This is a genomic window from Porphyromonas uenonis DSM 23387 = JCM 13868, assembly GCF_000482365.1.
Taxonomy (GTDB): Bacteria; Bacteroidota; Bacteroidia; order Bacteroidales; family Porphyromonadaceae; genus Porphyromonas; species Porphyromonas uenonis.
This window is the reverse complement of sequence record NZ_AXVC01000031.1, coordinates 1-19042: the sequence shown is the minus strand read 5'-3', so window position 1 is coordinate 19042 and position 19042 is coordinate 1. Positions and strand designations below refer to the sequence as shown.

Sequence of the window (19042 nt, the reverse complement as noted above, 5' to 3'; positions counted from 1 at the left end):
GTCCGTGGTACGGCTACGGCATATTCGGGAATGTACAAACGAAACTTCACGGAGGAAAATGCGGAGCTACGCATTATAACCAACGAGAAGCGTCAGCCTCTTCTTACCATCAATGGACTATCTGTTTCTGATTGGTGCGAACAGAAATGGAAACAGCTTGTCAATCGTAATCGCTCGCAACGACTGTAGAGATAAGACATCTCCTTCCCCTTTCATTGTAATGTTTGGGCTCCGACTAAACTTTTAAGAAGAAAATCACGCAAGAACACTCACTTTCTCCCACGAATCACTATCTTTGCAAGTGATAATAGTGAGCGTTCTTTGGCTATCCAAAACGATGTACTTCAAAGCACTCCGCTCATTTCTAAATCGTTACCTATCCGCATCGCTCCAAACGGTAACCTCTTACTTCTCAGCTAGATAGTCCGAAACCAAAAAATCAGGGAGGAACTTTTTAGTTCCAACGGAGGAACTCTTCATTTCCTACGTAGGAAAAATAGTTTTCCAAGGCTGGAAAGTTTTTGGGAAGTTGTAGGGGCGAGTCTTTGTCGACAGGCTTCAAGCAAAGAACCCTGTGTAGAAATGTGTCTCTACACAGGGTTACTTGTATGAGTGTCGTTACTCGTTAGTTGTTGAGCATCTGCTTGAGGGCGTCGAGCTGCTTGAGAGCGTCTAGAGGCGTGAGGTTGTCGATGTCTAGCTCGTTGATCTTGGTGCGGACGGCCGTGAGGACTGGGTCGTCTAACTGGAAGATAGACATTTGCATGCCCCCGCTCTGGGACGTGCTGGGGGTGGCGGAGTCGGGGGCTTGATCGCTCTCGGTGCGGTAAGCCTCTAGGTGCTTGAGCACTTCGCCAGCTCGCGCTACGATCCAGGTGGGCATACCGGCCAACTTCGCAACCTGTATACCGAAGCTGTGCGCTGAGCCGCCAGGGACTAACTTGCGGAGGAAAAGCATCTCGCCATCGATCTCACGTGCCGAGACATTGTAGCACTGCACCCGCTCGAGGTGGTCGGCTAGCTCGTTGAGCTCGTGGTAGTGTGTGGCGAAGAGCGTCTTGGCTCGTCCCTGCGTCGTGCTGTGCAGGTACTCGACGATGGCCCACGCTATGGAGACCCCATCGAAAGTGCTGGTACCACGTCCTAGCTCGTCAAAGAGGATCAAGCTGCGAGGGGTCAAGTTGTTAAGGATGCTGGCCGCCTCTTGCATCTCAACCATAAAGGTGGACTCGCCCACGGCGATATTGTCCGAAGCGCCCACACGGGTGTAGACCGAGTCAACGATGCCGATGGTGGCTGAGGTGGCGGGGACGAAGCTTCCCATCTGCGCCATGATCACGATGAGCGCCGTCTGGCGGAGGAGGGCACTCTTACCGCTCATGTTAGGACCAGTGATGATCATGATTTGGCAGTCGATGGGGGAGAGCCGCACATCGTTGGGGATGTAAGGTTGCCCCGCAGGAAGGGTGCGCTCGATGACTGGGTGGCGTCCGTCGACGATCTCCAGGTCGTACCCTTCGTTGAGCGTGGGACGACAGTAGTCATACGCCTCGGCAACAGCGGCCAGTGAGGCGAGGACATCGAGCTGCGCTAAGATCTGAGCATCTTGTAGGAGTTGATTGGCAAACTGCTGGAGTGTTCCAATGAGCTTGGCAAAGAGCTCCTGCTCTAGGGCTAGGATACGATCTTCGGCACCGAGGATCTTCTCCTCGTACTCCTTTAGTTCTTGGGTAATGTATCGCTCGGCACTGACGAGCGTTTGCTTGCGAATCCACTCTTCGGGCACTTGCTCCTTGTAGGTATTGCGCACCTCGAGGTAGTAGCCGAAGACATTGTTGAAGCCGATCTTGAGACTGGCGATGCCAGTGTGCTCCGTCTCACGAGCGAGGAGGTCGTCGAGGTATTGCTTGCCCGACTTGAGCAAGCGCCGTAACTGGTCTAGCTCTTCGCAAAAGCCCTCGGCGATCGTCTCCCCCTTGCCGATCTGCTGCGGTGCCTCGGGATTGAGTTGATAGGTGATCTGTTGGCACAGCGGCGTGCAGGGATCGAGTAGCGAGCAGAGTGTCGTCAGGGTCTCCTCGCCTTCGTCTAGAGCGAGCTGGCGTATGGGTGCGATGAGAGCGATGGAGAGTCCGAGGCGAACTACTTCGCGAGGGGTGATACGTCCCATGGCGACACGTCCCACGAGGCGCTGCAGGTCGCCTATCTCCTTCATCTGGTCGGTGAGTTTGGTGCGCAGCTGAGGATTGTCCACAAGGTTTGCGACAATGCTTTGGCGCTGTTGGATCGCTTGGAGCTCTTTTAGCGGGAAAGCTATCCACTGATCCAGTAGACGAGCACCCATCGGGGTGACCGTTTGATCGAGGATCTGGCGGAGCGTGGTACCACCCGCATTCATCGGGGTGGTGAGCTCTAGGCTGTGAGCCGTAAAGCCGTCGATGCGCACATGTCGCTGCTCGTCAATGCGCACGATGCGGGTGATGTGACCGATCTCGGTGTGCTTCGTCATGTCGAGGTAGTGAAGCACGGCACCCGCAGCTGTGATCGCTAGCGGGAGGGTGTCGATGCCGAAGCCCTTGAGCGAGAGCGTGCCGAAGTGCTGCAGGAGACGCTCACGGTTGTTGCTCTCGGAGAAGATCCAGTCGTCGTAGTCCGAGAGATGTCCCTCGGGCTGGAGGAGTCGCTGCAGATGATCACGATGCTTGCGCTCGATGAGGATCTCCTTGGGGTTGTAGCCGGAGATGAGCTTGGCGAGCACCTGATCGGTGCACTCTGTGGCGTAAAACTCTCCCGTCGAGAGGTCGAGCAGTGCTAAGCCGTAGCGGTTCTCCCCTTTAGCTTGCGGGTAAACGGCTGCGAGGAAGTTGTTTTGCTTGCTCTGGAGGACATTGTCCGTGGTGACGACACCGGGGGTAACGATCTCGGTGATGCCACGCTTGACCAACTTATTGGTCAGCTTCGGATCTTCGAGCTGATCGCAGATGGCCACCCGCTTGCCTGCCCGTACCAGCTTAGGCAGGTAAGTGTCGAGCGCATGATGGGGAAAGCCCGCCAGCTCGACATGCTGCGCCGCTCCGTTGGCACGCTTGGTGAGCGTGATGCCGAGGATCTTAGACGCCTCGATGGCATCGTCGGAAAAGGTCTCGTAGAAGTCGCCCACACGAAAGAGCAAGATAGCATCGGGATGCTTCTTCTTGAACTGCAAGTACTGCCGCATCATCGGGGTCTCGGCGATCTCTTTCTTAGCCACGGGATAAATAGTCTCTTAAGGTCGTTATGGCATCAAAAGTACCAAAAAAAAGCATACGCCTCGTCTCAGCAACCCTTACGAGTCACCCTTTGTAGGGACGCACGATCTGCGCGTCCGTTGTGTCAAAGGTTACAACCTCATCTTTTTTAACGGGGACGGACGCACGAGCCGTGCGTCCCTACATATCGCTATACGTGAGGTTTGTGGCAGTGAAGCTAGAGTAGTCCCTCCTGTCGGAGGCGGTCACGCACTTCGCTGGCGGAGGTGTAGCGCTCAATCTGCTCAATGAGCTGACGCAGCTCGACAAGTTCGTCGCGCACCGCTTTGAGCTGGGCAATCGCCTCGGCACGTTGCTCCGCCTCTTGGGGATTGTGCCGGAGGGTTGCCTTGGCACCGTCGATCGTCAGGTTAGCCTCTCGCAGTAGGTGACGGATCAGTTGCAATTCGCGCAGATTATCCTGCGAATACTTGAGTCGTCCCGTGCTACTGCGACGCACCTGCACGGCAAAGGTCTCGACCCAGTAGCGCACCGTAGACTGACTCTCTTGGAGCGTCTCAGACACCTCTCGGTGGGAGTAGTAGAGCTTCTTGCTGTCCATAGGGTTTTACGCTTTGCGGGGTTTGAGCTTCTCCTTGAGGTAGTGACCAGTGATCGAGTCGGGGCAGGCAGCCACCTCTTCGGGGGTGCCCGCCACCACGAGCTGTCCACCCTTGTCGCCCCCATCGGGTCCTAGGTCGATGATGTAGTCGGCGCTCTTGATCACCTCCATGTTGTGCTCGATGATCAGCACCGAGTGCCCCTGGTCGATCAAGTCACGGAAGGCGGCTAGGAGCGTAGATATATCGTGAAAGTGTAGCCCCGTGGTCGGCTCATCGAAGACGAAGAGCGTGTGCGGCTCGTGGTCACGACCGAGGTAGTAGGCGAGCTTGAGACGCTGGTTCTCACCGCCCGAGAGCGTCGAACTGTTTTGCCCTAGCTGCAGGTAACCTAGCCCGACACGCTGCAACCCCTCGAGGAGACGGATGATCGAAGTGGTTTGGTCGGCTGGGTACTTGGTAAAGAACTCTATCGCTTGATCCACCGTCATCTCCAGCAGGTCGTAAATGTTGACCCCGTGGTAGGTCACCTCGAGGATGTTCTTCTGAAAGCGCTTCCCCTCGCACGCATCGCAGACCAGCGTGATGTCCGTCATAAACTGCATCGGCACCTCGACGACGCCATCGCCTTTGCACACTTCGCAACGTCCGCCCTCCTTATTAAAGGAGAAAAAGTAAGGCTTGTAGCCCATCTGCTTTGCCAAAGGTTGGTCAGCGTACAGTTCGCGGATCGGTGTAAACGCATCTATATAGGTAACCGGATTGGAGCGCGTGCTGCGCCCCACGCTGTTTTGGTCCACGTAAAGAACCTGTTCCACAAGGTCAACGTCGCCCGTCAGCATACGGCTCTGCGTCTCTCGAGGACGTGCATTGATGATGCGCTGTAGCTCCTCCACAAGAAGGTCGGAGATGAGGGTACTCTTGCCCGAACCGCTCACGCCCGTGACCACCGTCATGTTAAAGAGCGGGATGTCCACGTCGAAGCCTTTCAGATTGTTCTTATGCACATGGTGCATCGTCAGCCTGCGCTTCACCGGGCGACGATGCTTGGGTACAGGTATCTCCTCGCGCCCCGTCAGGTAAGCCGCCGTATAGCCTGGCGTCTCGGCTGTTATGTCGCTCGGCTTGCCGTGGTAGATCACCTCGCCACCGAGACGACCCGCATCAAGCCCCATATCAATCAGGTAGTCAGCGGCACGTATCGTCAGCTCGTCATGCTCCACGACGATGACCGTGTTGCCCTGGTCACGTAGCTCTTTGATGACCGATATCAGCCGATCGGTGTCCCGGTCGTGCAGACCGATGCTTGGCTCATCCAGTATGTACATCGAGCCGACGAGGCTGTTGCCCAGACGTGTCGCTAGGTTGATGCGCTGGCTCTCCCCGCCCGAGAGCGTGTTAGAGCGTCTGTCTAGGGTCAGGTAACCGAGCCCCACGCCGTCTAGCGTGCGGAGTCGGTTGCGGATCTCTTTGAGCGGACGCTCCGCAATCTTAGCCTCATCGGGATCCTCCAGCTCTTGGGCAAAGAAGGTCAATGCCTCACGGATCGACATTTGCCCGATCTGGTGAAAGTTCTTACCCATATAGGTAAAGAGCAGGGCATCCTCCTTGAGCCTACCGCCATGGCAGGCGTAGCACTCACTTTTGCCCCGATAGTGCGCCAGACGAACACGGTTCTGGATCTTGTAAATGTCCTTCTGGAGCATGGCGAAGTAGTCGTCAATGCCGTAGAGCGTCCCTTTGCCCCAGCCCCCGCCTTCATGTCCGTGCCAAAGCAGGTCGCGCTGCTCCTGCGTTAGCTCAGCGTAGGGCGTGTGGATGGGAAAGTCAAAGCGCTTCGCCTCATGCATGAAAGCTTTCGCCCACTCGGAAGACTTAGCCCCACGCCAGCAATCCACGCACCCCTCGTAGAGCGAGAGGCTGTCGTCGGGGATCACCCGCTCGGGGTCAATGCCGAGGATCGAGCCAAAGCCTCCGCAAACGGTGCAGGCACCCGCTGGACTGTTGAAGTTGAAGAGGTCTGGCGTAGGCTCCGTAAAGGTCCGCCCATCCGCCTCAAAGCGTGCGCTAAAGTTGCGCCGGCCCTCGCTACTCCACGCACCCTCGCTATCTTGCCAACGGAGGGCGCAGGTCTCCCGACCCTCGTAAAGCGCTATCTCGACCGAGTCCCCGAGGCGCGACTCGTAGCTATCGTCGCCCGTGCGGACGGTCAGACGATCCACGATCAACTGAACCTGCTTCGCCTCGCGTAGCTCCTTATTGCTCACATCCTCAATGCGGTAGACCGTGTCGTCAATGAGGACACGGTTGTACCCCTGTCCCTGTAGGAGCATCAGATGCTCGATGAGACGTCGCCCCTCAGGCGGATAGAGATCTGCTAGGATGTAAAGCTTGCTATCGGTCGGAATCTGATGAGCCGCCTCAACCACATCGGCAGCCGTGTGACGCTTGACCAGTTCGCCACTGATAGGCGAGTAGAGCTTGCCCACACGAGCCATCAAGACACGTAGGTAGTCGTCGATCTCTGACGAGGTGCCGACAGTAGAGCGTGGATTGCGACTAACCACCCGCTGCTCGATAGCGACCGCAGGCGGGAGGTTCTTGATCTGGTCACACTCAGGCTTCTTCATACGCATGAGGAACTGCCGTGCGTACGACGACAGACTATCCACATAGCGACGCTGCCCCTCAGCGTAGAGCGTGTCGAAGGCGAGCGAACTCTTGCCCGAGCCGCTCACGCCCGTGATGACGACCAGCTCCCCACGGGGGATGTCTAGGTCTATGCCCTTGAGGTTGTTAACACGGCAACCACGGATTATAATATCATTGAGGGGACTCCTTTTCATAGCTACTCCTTTTATCAGAACAAAGATACGAAATTAGAGGTTAGAGATTAGAAATTAGAGGTTAGAGATTAGAAATTAGAGGTTAGAGGTTAGAGATTAGAGATCGGGAAGGTGCGTAGTGCTAGTGCCTCTAGTGGTCCTAGTGCCTCTAGGGTCTAATCTCTAATCTCTAACATCTAATTTCTAATCTCTAACTTCTACTCGCCACGAGATGCCACAGCTCACGTACCCAGAGGACGAGCGAGGAGCCGATGACGATGATGACCCAGTCGATGAACTTGAGTCCCGTCACGTTGAAGAACTGCTGTATCCCTGGCACCTCGACCATCCCAACCTGACCAATGAGGATGATCGCAACGATGGTGAGCAGTCCGCGACACCCCTTGAAGTGGAGCGCACTGCGTCCAGTCTCAAAGGCGCGCGCATTGAAGAGGTAGAAGAAGTGCGTCATCACGAAGATCGTGAAGAGGAGCGTCTGCTCATACGCTGAGACGTGACCCTTGGGGCCGAGCTGCATCGTGAGCAGGTCAGTCAGCTGCGTCACATCGGTGCGCTGGAAGATATAGAGTAGCACCAGGAGCAACGCAAAGAAGAAGCCACCCACGCCAATGATCTCACGTAGCATTGGGCTGTTGAGAATGAAGGCGTTGCGGTCACGTGGCTTGTCTTTCATCACGCTCTCAGAGGGTGGTAGCGAGGCAAGTGCCATGGCGGCGAAGGTGTCCATGATCAGATTGATCCAGAGCATCTGCGTGACGGTCAGCGGGGACTCTGTACCCATAAAGGCGCCACAGAGGACCAATAGACAGGCGGTCACATTGACGGTCAACTGGAAGAGAAGGAAGCGCTGAATGTTTTGATAAAGTGAGCGTCCCCACATGACTGCCTTGCCGATACTGCTAAAGGAGTTGTCGATGATGGTAATGTCGGAGGCCTCCTTGGCAACGCTTGTGCCATCGCCCATGGAGAGCCCGACGTGTGCCGCACGGAGAGCAGGCGCATCGTTGGTCCCGTCGCCCGTGACAGCCACTACGTGACCATTGCTTTGGAGCGCCTCGACGAGTCGCTTTTTGTCCATCGGACGAGCTCGAGAGATGATCTTCAGCTCGTTGACACGTGCTAGGAGCTCTTCGTCAGAGAGCGCTGCGAAGTCAGGTCCCGTGATGATGCTATTCGCTCCATCTCGGCGGTCGTCCCACAGGCCGATCTGACGAGCTATCTCGCGTGCCGTGCCAGAGGTGTCGCCCGTGACCACCTTCACATCGATCCCAGCATGGACACACTCCTGCACCGCTGCAGGTACCTCCATGCGGACGGGATCGGCGATGGCAACCACACCGATGAAGCAGAGCTTGCTGGCGGTCAATTGACCAGACTCAATCGCCGAGTCGCCCTCGTCAACCAATTGGTAGGCAAATCCTAGCGTACGCATAGCGCGTCGCTGATACTCGGCCAGCTGCTGCTCCAGCTCCTCACGGTTCACAGCAGACTCAGCGCAGAGGTCAAAGACGATCTCGGGGGCTCCCTTAATATAGAGTACCCGCTTGCCTTGCAGACGAGGCGACTCAACGAGCGTTGCCATATATTTGCGCTCTGTGGAGAATGGTACCTCAGCGACCGCCTCCGCATGCTCTCGCAAAGAGCGGTAGTCGACCCCCTGACCGTGAAGCCATAGGAGCAGAGCGCCTTCCGTTGGATTGCCTAGCACCTGTGGATTGGCGGGGTCGGAGAGATCAAGCGAAGCGGTTGAATTGATCGCAATGCCCTCCTGGAGTAGATCCTGAGGGGTGTCGCCGTAGAGTTTCATCTCGTCGACGCTCATCAGGTTTTGCGTTAGCGTACCCGTCTTGTCGGTACAGATGACGGTGGTCGCGCCCATCGTCTCGCAAGCGTGCATCTTGCGCACCAAGTTATTGGTCCGTAGCATACGACGCATACTGTAGGCTAGACTCAGCGTCACCGCCATCGGCAAGCCCTCTGGCACCGCCACGACGATGAGCGTCACAGCAATCATCAAGGTCTGCAGAATGTAAGCAAAGAAGGGCGTAGCCTGCTCTAGAGAACCAAAGATGTCGGCACCGTTGGTGACAAGGTAAGCGATGATACGCCCCACCACAATGAGGGCAGCGATGCCGTAGCTCACCCTCGTGACCCATTTCCCCAGCCCATCGAGCTGTTCGCTCAGCGGGGTCTTGACACCATCATCAATTTGCACAGCTTCGAACACTTTGCCTTGCTCCGTCTTGTCGCCCACGGAGAGGACTTTGCAGATGCCGTGACCCTCCATCACTTTGGTCCCTTTCATCACATGATTGGTGGGGTAGGTGGCGCCTTGGTCAAACTCCTCTGGGTGAACGCTCTTGTTGCAGAACGGCTCGCCCGTGAGGGTCGACTCGTCCATCTGTAGCATCGTCGCCTCGAGGAGCTCGCAGTCGGCTGGCACCTCCTCGCCACTGCCTAGGATTACGATGTCGCCTACGACTACCTCACGTCGTGGCACCTGCGTTACGTTGCCATTGCGAATGAGCGTCACCAGCTCATCGTCATGCACCTGATTGAGGATGGTGAACTCCTTGTCTGCCTGCAGCTCAAAGTAAAAGGCAAGCCCCGTAGCAAGTAGGATCGCTACGAAGATGCCTACCGGCTCGAAGAAGACCTCGGCGCCCTCGCCCAGCCCAAAGTACTCGTAGCAGGAGATGCCGATGGAGAGCCCGCCAGCAATCAGCAAGATGATGATCAGCGGGTCGGTAAACTTCTCTAAGAACTGTCGCCATAAGGGCGCTTTCTGAGGCGGTGTCAGGATGTTTGCGCCATGCTCCTTGCGGCTCTCTAATACCTGCGCATCGCTTAGTCCAGTATAGTGATGTCTTTCTTCCATTAGTCAGTGTGTGTATCTGACAAAAGTACGGAAAAAAGCCTCGCCCCCTTAGCTATGTGCTTAGGGAGGCGAGGCTTTTCGTTAGATATTCGATGAAGGTTTACTTCAGTACCTCATCAAGGAGTGCGTCATCCACGAGGAAGGGGATGGTGATGTGGTAGAGGTCAGAGTGCTCCTCGTTGAACTCGCGAGAGGTAGACAGAGCGTTCTCATTGCGAGCCCAAGCGCGACGAGCTACACCACCCATCACGTCCCAAGTCATAGCCTGACGTAGGATCTCGTCGACACGACGGCTACCATCGAGGACCATACCAAAGCCTCCGTTGATCGCCTTACCGACGCCGACGCCACCACCGTTGTGCAGAGCGACAAGGCTCATACCACGAGCGCAGTTGCCCGCAAAGCACTGGACAGCCATGTCGGCCATGACGTTACTACCGTCACGGATGTTGGACGTCTCGCGGAAGGGGCTATCCGTACCGCTCACATCGTGGTGGTCACGACCGATCATGATCGGGCCAACCTCGCCACGACGTACCATATCGTTGAACTTGAGTGCGATCTTCAGACGGCCCGCAGCGTCCTGGTAGAGGATACGAGCCTCGGTACCGACGATGAGCTGATTCTTCTCAGCGTCGCGGATCCATATATAGTTGTCACGATCCTGCTCACGACGGTTCGGGTCGATGCACTCCATAGCGGCGTGGTCGGTCTTGATCAAATCCTCGTGATCGTGGCTGAGGCATACCCAGCGGAATGGACCATAGCCGTAGTCAAAGAGCTCAGGACCCATGATATCCTCTACATAGCTTGGCCAGATGAAGCCATCCTTGTCGTCTACGCCGTTGCGAGAGATCTCCTGGATGCCAGCATCAAAGCAAGCCTTCATAAAGGCATTACCATAGTCAAAGAAGTAAGTGCCACGAGCCACCAGAGCCTTGATAGCCTCGTAGTGACGGTGCAGACCCTTGTCCACCTCCTGGCAGAAGCGCTCTCTGTCGTGTGCGAGCAGGTCGGTGCGCTCCTCAAAGGTAAGCGATACAGGGCAGTAACCACCCTCGTAGACAGCGTGACAGCTCGTCTGGTCGGAGAGTAGGTCGATGTGAACGTTGTGCTCGACACAGTACTCCAGCAGGTCCACCACATTACCATGGTAAGCGATAGAGCAAGGCTCACCAGCCTTCATACCCTGCTCAGCGAGCTTAAGCGCCTCGGGGATTGTCTCAGCGATATGCTTGACCCAGCCCTGATTGTAGCGAGTCATGATACGAGACATATCCACCTCAGCCGTGATAGAGGTAGCACCAGCGATGTCAGCAGCCTTAGGCTGTGCACCACTCATGCCGCCTAGACCAGAGGAGACAAAGAGCTTGCCAGCGAGGTTGCCTCCGCTTGGGATATGTAGTTGCTGACGACCAGCGTTGAGTAGCGTATTGAATGTACCGTGTACGATACCTTGTGGCCCGATGTACATCCAGCCACCAGCGGTCATCTGACCATAGTTGGCGACGCCCATCTGAGCAGCTATCTCCCAGTCCTTGATATTGTCATAGAGACCGACCATCATCGAGTTGGTGATGATGACACGAGGAGCAGAGGGATGCGAGGCAAAGAGTCCCAGTGGGTGTCCGCTCTCGACGACAAGTGTCTGATCCTGTGTGAGCTCCTCGAGGTACTTGATGATGAGGCGATACTGGAGCCAGTTCTGGCACACCTGACCTGTCTCACCGTAAGTGACAAGCTCATAAGGATAGAGCGCTACAGCGTGTGAGAGGTTGTTGTGGATCATCACCTGGAAGGCCTTGCCCTCGATACACTTACCCTTGTAACTATCGATAGGTCCCGCCTTGAGATCGCCCTCGGGACGATAGCGATAGGCGTAGATCTTGCCACGCTCCTTGAGCTCCTTGAGGAACTCGGGTGCGAGCTCAGCGTGAAGTTCTTTAGGTACATAGCGTAGCGCATTCTGTAGTGCCACACGTGTTTGTGCAGGGGTCAAGCTATAGCCCCTATCCGGTGCTCGACGGATGCCCTCCTCAAAGGTGGGGTACTTGGGCAGTGTAGCGTCGAGTGTAAACTTACAAGTTCTCTTCATATTTACTGGTTGCTATCTTAATTTCAAGTCCCACAAAGATACTAAAAACTCTCCGATACGTATACATGTCCCCCTGGGCATAATAGAAATTAGAAGCTAGAGATTAGAGATTAGAAGTTAGAAGATAGAGATTAGAAGATAGATCTTAGGAGCACTGCTCTAAGACGTAATAAGAAGCGAGCCGTCTAGTACTAGTACTAGGCGGCTCGCTTTGTGTGTGTCTCGACCCGAGTGCCACGGCATCCGTCTCGCAGTGTTTGCTGGCTGGAAGGCTTGGAAGTGGGCTTATAGCATCCCTTCAAGATAGAAGTCGCTACACCCCGCTCTGCGCTAGATCGAGGAGATGCTGCATCATCTCTTGGTGATGTGTAGATTGTCTAGCTCGAGAGGCTGCCTCTAGAGCCTCGGAGAGACTTGTGGGTGTGAGATAAGGTAGTCGTATATCCATAGTCGTCTAGTCATGTAGTGGGGGAGGGTGCTGCTGTCAGTCCTGATGGGCTACAGCTTATGAGATCCCCGTACACAGACTAAACGCTTAGACGGGCGCAATATTGCGCTCTCGAACCATCTTGCGTAGGTTGATCAGCGCATAGCGCATACGTCCCAGGGCTGTGCTGATGCTTACCTCGGTGCGCTCGGCTATCTCCTTGAAGGGTATGTCTTCATAGATCCTCATCTTGAGGACCTCTCGCTGTGCTTCGGGTAGGTCCTCGACGCAAAGCGATATCTGGTGGTACATAGCCTCCTGATCGTCAAAGAAGTCCTCGGGGAGGTCGCTCGCCGGTGTCAGATCGAGGATCTGCTGATTAGCATCGTAGTTGGTCACGTAGAGTGATCGCTTCTCACTGCGGAAGTGATCCATCATCATGTTGTGCGTCAGGCGTAGGAGCCAAGCTTTGAACTTACCCTTGGCACGGTACTTACCCTCCTTGAGGGTACGCATCACCTTGATGAAGACCTCCTGAAAGAGATCGTCAGCAGTATCACTATCAGTGACAGTCAGGAATATATAGTTATGTATGTCGGCTTCATACCGACGGAGGAGCTCTGCAAAAGCTCTATCACAGCCCTCACAATATTGGCAGACGAGCTCATCGTCGCTGCACGTACGGAGTGTGGTCATATATAGAGAGTATCCTTTGTATTTATAAAAGGTAGCTGTCTATTCTATAGGCTGTGATTACTTATTGGTTACTTAATGGTACTGCAAAGTAACCAAAACTCCCCGAGATATGCAAATCACGAGGAGATTTAGGAAGAGAATAAGAAAGAAATGGAGGAGCTTTAGTTCTCTCCAGTAAATATCTCGGAAGTCTCGCCTGTTGCCGAGGAGACATCTTTCATCTTGAGTGTCAGCGCAATGGTCTCAAGGATAATCTTGACATCTAGTGCAAATGAGAGATTGTTGACGTACCACACATCATACTTAAAGCGATGCTGGTAGCTTAGCTTGTTGCGTCCATTGATCTGTGCTAAGCCGGTGATCCCAGGGCGTACCTCATAGCGCTTACGTTGATGAGGCTTCATGAGCTGTAAGTACTCTGCTAGGAAGGGACGAGGACCCACGAGGCTCATATCACCACGTAGCACATTCCATAGTTGCGGTAGTTCGTCGATGGAGGTCTTGCGGATAAACCGCCCCATAGCGGTCAGGCGCTTCGCATCGGGGAGCAGATTGCCCGCAGCATCGCGCTCGTCCGTCATCGACTTGAACTTGTACATATTAAAGAGTCGCTCTCCTCGTCCAGGACGTGCCTGAGAAAAGAAGACCCCAGCCCCTTTATTGGCAAAGAACATCACCACGATCACCACAAGAAGCAGTGGAGACAAGATGATCAGTCCCAGTAGGGAGCAGATGATATCTAGGAGTCGCTTGATATAGTTACGATACATGGAGAGTCTATGCTACAGGGGGAAGTATGTGAGCAATTAGATTGAAGAACCAGGGTGCGCGGTGTGCTATACGGATGAGCGGAGCACCCTTACGGCCAGCATAGCGTATGAGGAGCTTGTAGTCTCCCGACCGCTCCATACGCTGTGTGTAGGCTTTGAGCTCGGAGACCTTGCCATAGCGAGCGACCATACGTAGGCTAAGTCGATAGCTAGTGGAGGCTTTGTCTAGGTAGAAGTCTCGTAGAGAGGAAGTCTCCTCGGCATACTGTATTAAGATCAGCGCTCCCTCTAGGCGAGAGAAAGCACGAAGCTGTAAGGTGTGGACGCTATGGATAGATGAGTCAGCTCTCTGATAGTAGTAATAGGCTATGATAGGGACGAGTAGTACCCGCTCGGCATAGGCTGTGTAGTGCCAGTAGAAGAGTGCATCTTCATGGAGCAACCCCTCCATAAAGCGTGCCTGATGCTCCTCGAGCATGGTGCGTCGCCACAGAAAGGCCCAGATGCCTCCCGACAGGTTGTGCTGGGTCAAGAGCGCCCTCCCGTCGGTGCACTGGAGCTGGTCAAAGTCATGTGCGGAGCTGTCCAACCACTCGGAGGAGACCTCCTCCCCCTCGTCTGTGACATTGCGTACACCAAAGCAGAGCATGTCGTACGGCTTGTCGTACGATTCCTTGGCAATGAGTGTGAGCAGGTAACTTGCCGCGACACTATCTACCCAGTCATCGGCATCGACAAACCAAACGTAGGCTCCCTGAGCTACTTCTAAGCCTTTGTTGCGAGCTGCAGACTGCCCTTGGTTGGTTTGGCTGATGATGCGCATGCGTTGCTCAGGGTGTTGCGCTTGATAGTTGGTCACTACCTCCAGAGTCTCATCTTGGCTCCCGTCATTGATCACGATGATTTCTATAGTCGTCGCAGCGTCTGGGATAGCGACGAGAGAGTCTAAGCAGCGTGCGATGGTCTTCGCTCCATTATATATAGGTATGATGACAGAGAGGGGTAGTTCTACACTCATAGCTTCGCTTCCTTAGGTATATAGCGCGCGTTGACCTCTTTGCGCTCCGCATCACACCACCAACCCCACTTGTTGAAGTACTTGACCATCGAGGAGATATGGTGCCATAGGAGCTTAGCATCGTGATACGAGCCTCGGCTGTGGACATGCGTGATCTTAGCCTCTGGGTGACAGATCGTCTTGGAGACTTGTCCGATGCGCCTAGAGAGGTCGGTATCCTCGACATACATGAAAAAGCGCTCATCAAAGCCTCCCACACGCTCCAGAGTCTCCATCCTAGTGAACATAAAGCAGCCCGACAAGTAGGGTACCTCTACAGGCTTGCTATAGTCTAGCCAGTGCATCTCGTACCGCTTGTTGACCTTGTCGCGTATCCACTGACTGAAAGAGAAGCGACGCAAGAGCACATCCCACGGTCTAGGTAGGAGCTTGCAGAGCTGCTGCGGACGACCGTCAGGGTAGTAGACAAAAGGCGATACGAGCCCCACCTCCTCGTGCTCCTCCATATAAGCGGTGAGCGTGTCTAGCACCGTCTCGTCAAAGCGCACATCAGGATTGATGATCACATGGTATCGTGCGCCCTCGCTGTGGGCTAGGCGTATAGCTATGTTGTGTGCCTTGCCAAAGCCTAGGTTGCTCGGCTGATGCTCGTAGTAGATCCGTCCCTTGCCGACGGGAAGATCTGCGAGGAAGCGTAGCTCATCTGTGGGCGAATTGTCGATGAGGTAGAGACGCTTGTCCGTCTCCACCCGTGGCTGTGAGGGCGTTCGAAAGAAGTCCTCAATAATCTGCTCCACAAAGGACGCATTACTCTTGTAGAGTACTATAGAGCCAGTTGTTAGCACCTATATATTGCTTATCTATTTATGCGTTATCCAAGATATTTCCTCAGTAGCTGCTGATAGATGCGATGGTACTGTAGCGCCATGCGTTGGCGACCATACAGATCTCCCATCTCCAGAGCTTCTTGTCTATCAAACGTCACAGAGGGTGCTTTTAGTATACAATCGGCACACTGAGATACACTTCCTAGGTCAAAACGTAGAGCAGCCATCTGCGGAACGGATTCCAAAATCTCGCCAAAGATAGGCAAATTCGAGTGAATGACCACGCACCCCGACGCTACGCCCTCGATGACGTTAAGCGGTAAGCCCTCGGCATGACTAGCCGTAATCAGTGCATCAGAAGCACTTAGGTAGTCCGCCACACGATCGGTAAAGCCGACAAACTGAACCTGCTCACCCAAGGGCTTAGCCAGTTGTCGGCAGCGCCTCTCTAGAGGACCCTTGCCGAGGAAGAGAAGCCGTAAGTCACTCGGTAGCTGGCGTCGCCTCTTCAGACGACGTAAGGCGCGTAGGATGAGCTCGGGGTCTTTGCGCTTGATGAGACCTCCGCAATATGTTATGACGTAGCCCTGCTCAGGGAGGTTTAGTTGGCGACGCAGTTGTGTCCGTTCGGAGGGGCTGGCGGGAGGAGTGAAGCGTGCGTTGTCAATGCCATTGGGTGCGACATAGACGCTGACCTTCGTAGGCAGGCGCTTGCGGTAGTAGTCCCGGCAGACGTGCGAGACGCAGACCACCTCGCGGTGACGTGACAAGGCACGCATCAAGCGACGACACATATAGCCTCCGAGCAGACGCCCCTTGCCGTAGGTGAAGTCTAGCTTGGCGATGTTGTGCTGTGTCGATAAGAGGATGTAGCGATGCACTAGATAGCTGGTGACGATGTCGGGCTGGTAGGTGTGGCTGTGTACCAGTGTGATGTTGTAGTGCTGCAGGCACTCGTCGAGGAGCTTAGCGGCAGATCGGGGAAAGAGCTCCAGCTGTCCACGCATGAAGCCTAGCTCGATGATCTCGCACCCCATCGCTTGCAGTTCGTCAGCCATCGCCTCGCCCTGAGGTTCTAGTGAGCAGAGCTGTATGATGTACGGCTTGTAGTAGCCCTCGGGAAGTCCGGCGATAATGTCTCGCACTACAAAGAGAGGCCCTTGTGGGCGGATTTGATTTACTACAAAGGCGATCGCTCTAGGCGGTGTAGGCTCATTACTTACCATAGCGTAGGAGTATAGATGTAGTCGTCATAGATCCATCGGTAGGTGTGGAGCGAGCTGCCGGGATCCATCACATTGTTGACAGTGAAAATAAAGTAGAGGATCATCACCCCAGCGATGGTCAGCTGATACCATCTATCTTTTACCGATAGTAGCAGGTTGGGCAGTGCCACACAGACCATGATACCGGGGTTGTACATAAAGCGCATTGCCACATCTGACGATAGGGTACAGTTGTAGATCATACTGCTGAAGGCGACAAGCAGGATAGCTAGATGCGTGACCCGATGACGCTTCTTGTCTAGGTAGAGCGATCCGATGAGTAGTAGGAGCGTCATCCCATTTTGCACCAATATATTGATCCATCCCTGGTGTGCATCCATCTCTCGACCAGATATGTAGAAGGCATAGCGCTCAGGGAGCATTGGCTCCAGCACATGCCCCACCACCTTGAAGAGCGGATTGCCCACAGCGAGCGTCACCACGAGTAGCGCCGTCAAGACTCGCCAGTCCCACCGTATGGACATCAGCGGTAAGAGGATAAACCATATGACCGAGGAGCTGTGTACTAGACAGGAGAGGACGACCCATAGGAAAAAGCGCCAGTAACGTCGCTCCACATAGAGATGAAAGGCTGCAAAGGTAATCATCAAGGCAAGGCATTGCCGTACTCCATTGAGCGTTTCTAGGTAGCCCGTATTAAAGAGGACAAAGAAGAGCACCCCCAAGGGGTAGGATATAGAGAGCCGTTGTATGCCTTTAAAGAATAGAGCAATGGTGATCGCCGAGGTGAGGATCATAAAGGAGCGAAAGCCTATTCCTAAGGCCTTCATGCCCAAGATTACGCCTCGCCACAACGGTTCGAAAGCCTGAAAGGACTCAGACTGTATCCAGTTATACCCATTCTCATACACCTCGTAGTCCTGTCCTAGTCCGACCCGCAGACCTGCGAAGCCGACCAGTAGGATAAAGGTAAAGAGCTGGTATAGCCCCTCAAAGCGCTGGTCTCTATAGTACAGACCCGTGAAGAGGAGTAGTAAGCTCAGTAATAGGATATAGGGGATCACAGGCCAATGTACTCTTTGATACGATCTTGGTGGTATCTCGTGCGCTTGTTGTAGGGTGTCGCAAAGACGCCCATGTCCCACAGCTCTCGTAGTAGCGGTACGAGGGTCTCACGGCTTGTCTCATCCTGTACCTTGTAGAGCTGCTTGGAGATGCGATCGCAGATGATCGCCCAGAGACACTGATCCTTCCAGCAGTGCCACTGTACCACCGATGCCGACGCGACATACTGCGGGAAGGTGTGCTGGATGCCCGCTATCCAGTGGGTGATCTTGTGGCACTCGGTCGAGGCGCTCGTGATCGACTCTTTATTATAGTAGTAATAGTAGAGTGGTAGCTGCGTGATGGTGACACGTGGCGAGCGTAGCATTAGGTCGCTCCACCAGGGGAAGTCCTCAAACTTCAGTCCCTCGACAAATGGGGTCTCCACTGCTAGTTCCCGACGCACTAGATGACGCCAAGCGTAGAAGTAGCGGATCGGATCCGACACACCGTCAAACCAGCGATGATTGGTCGCATGCCTGACTACTTCAGTCGTGCATACTGCGTGTACCTTGCTCAGGTCGTAGCGCTGCGACATGCTCCAGGGTATCACGTCATCGTAAGACCGTCCCAGCTTAGCGCGTAGGAGTAGCCGACGCTTGTAGATCATGTCTGGCACCCACGATACGATGTCTGATCCGTCACGCTCAGCCAGCGCCAGCGCCAGCTCGAAGGTCTGCGGGTGGATGAAATCGTCCGAATCTACATAGTTGACATACTGACCACGAGCCAGTTGCGTGCCCGCATTACGTGCTGAGGAGAGACCGCCGTTTTCCTTCGTTAGGATACGGAAGCGGCTATCTTGCTCGGCATACTCTGCTAGGATGCTAGCGGAGCCGTCAGGGCTGCCGTCATCTACGCAGATAGCCTCCCAGTCAGGCATCGTCTGACCTAGTATGCTGTCTAGACAGCGACGGAGGTACTGCTCGACATTGTAGACGGGGATGATGACCGACACTTTAGGCGTGTGGGGTGCTGCGGGTTCTTGTGATAAAGACATCTCGTGGTGAAGTATAAGGGGTGCGCAAAATGATCTAACTGCAAAGGTACGAAATTAGAGGTTAGAGGCTAGAGCTTAGAGATTAGAGCTTAGAGATTAGAGATTAGAGATTAGAGGATAGAGATTAGAGATTAGAAGTCCGATCATTCCGAGGGCTTCGATAGCTCCGATTACCCCAACCTCTCCGAACTCTAATTTCTAACCTCTAACCTCTAACCTCTAATCGAATTTCTACCTAGGAATTTCCCAAATAGCTACCTAGGAATTTGCCAATTCCTAGGTAGGAAATAAAAAATTCTTCGGAGGAA

Annotated in this window: 13 protein-coding genes and 1 pseudogene; 1 reads left to right on the top strand and 13 read right to left on the bottom strand. The window is 54.5% G+C overall.

The features are described from left to right. A pseudogene (locus L215_RS09755) lies at nt 1-189 on the top strand (MobV family relaxase); the annotation flags it as partial. Between the two features lie 436 nt (nt 190-625). On the opposite strand, the gene mutS reads toward L215_RS09755, so the two are convergent. From mutS to L215_RS0103305, 13 genes are all read right to left on the bottom strand, one after another. Continuing rightward, nucleotides 626-3220, bottom strand: a complete 2595-nt coding sequence (gene mutS, locus L215_RS0103365) for a DNA mismatch repair protein MutS (RefSeq protein ID WP_202898754.1) — start codon at nt 3218-3220, stop codon at nt 626-628. Between the two features lie 245 nt (nt 3221-3465). Then, nucleotides 3466-3849: a MerR family transcriptional regulator gene (locus L215_RS0103360; protein WP_025882772.1), complete on the bottom strand. Its 384-nt coding sequence runs from the start codon at nt 3847-3849 to the stop codon at nt 3466-3468. Between the two features lie 6 nt (nt 3850-3855). Next, nucleotides 3856-6693: an excinuclease ABC subunit UvrA gene (uvrA, locus tag L215_RS0103355; RefSeq protein ID WP_027451341.1), complete on the bottom strand. Its 2838-nt coding sequence runs from the start codon at nt 6691-6693 to the stop codon at nt 3856-3858. Between the two features lie 190 nt (nt 6694-6883). After that, nucleotides 6884-9571, bottom strand: a complete 2688-nt coding sequence (locus tag L215_RS0103350; RefSeq protein ID WP_027451340.1) for a calcium-translocating P-type ATPase, PMCA-type — start codon at nt 9569-9571, stop codon at nt 6884-6886. A 100-nt stretch (nt 9572-9671) separates the two neighbouring features. Continuing rightward, nucleotides 9672-11666, bottom strand: a complete 1995-nt coding sequence (locus L215_RS0103345) for a urocanate hydratase (RefSeq protein ID WP_025882774.1) — start codon at nt 11664-11666, stop codon at nt 9672-9674. A 313-nt stretch (nt 11667-11979) separates the two neighbouring features. After that, entirely contained in the window at nt 11980-12114 is a 135-nt protein-coding gene (locus tag L215_RS10390; protein WP_262498975.1) for a hypothetical protein, read from the bottom strand. 87 nt (nt 12115-12201) lie between these two features. Continuing rightward, entirely contained in the window at nt 12202-12789 is a 588-nt protein-coding gene (locus L215_RS0103335) for an RNA polymerase sigma factor (protein WP_025882775.1), read from the bottom strand. Nucleotides 12790-12950: 161 nt separating this feature from the next. Beyond that, nucleotides 12951-13559, bottom strand: coding sequence for a sugar transferase (locus tag L215_RS0103330; RefSeq protein WP_025882777.1), 609 nt, complete (start codon nt 13557-13559; stop codon nt 12951-12953). A 7-nt stretch (nt 13560-13566) separates the two neighbouring features. Next, the gene (locus L215_RS0103325; RefSeq protein ID WP_025882778.1) at nt 13567-14577 is read right to left on the bottom strand and encodes a glycosyltransferase family 2 protein; all 1011 of its coding nucleotides are present in this window, start codon (nt 14575-14577) and stop codon (nt 13567-13569) included. Next, entirely contained in the window at nt 14574-15374 is an 801-nt protein-coding gene (locus L215_RS0103320) for a glycosyltransferase family 2 protein (protein ID WP_238296193.1), read from the bottom strand. Before L215_RS0103320 ends, L215_RS0103325 begins: the two co-directional genes overlap by 4 nt. Before the next feature lie 74 nt (nt 15375-15448). Continuing rightward, entirely contained in the window at nt 15449-16630 is a 1182-nt protein-coding gene (locus L215_RS0103315) for a glycosyltransferase family 4 protein (RefSeq protein WP_025882781.1), read from the bottom strand. Continuing rightward, a complete protein-coding gene (locus tag L215_RS0103310) occupies nt 16624-17694 on the bottom strand; it encodes an EpsG family protein (protein ID WP_027451339.1) in 1071 nt (356 codons plus the stop codon). Before L215_RS0103310 ends, L215_RS0103315 begins: the two co-directional genes overlap by 7 nt. Beyond that, on the bottom strand, nt 17691-18734 hold the full coding sequence (locus L215_RS0103305) for a glycosyltransferase (protein WP_025882782.1): 1044 nt from the start codon (nt 18732-18734) through the stop codon (nt 17691-17693). Before L215_RS0103305 ends, L215_RS0103310 begins: the two co-directional genes overlap by 4 nt. Nucleotides 18735-19042 lie beyond the last annotated feature (308 nt).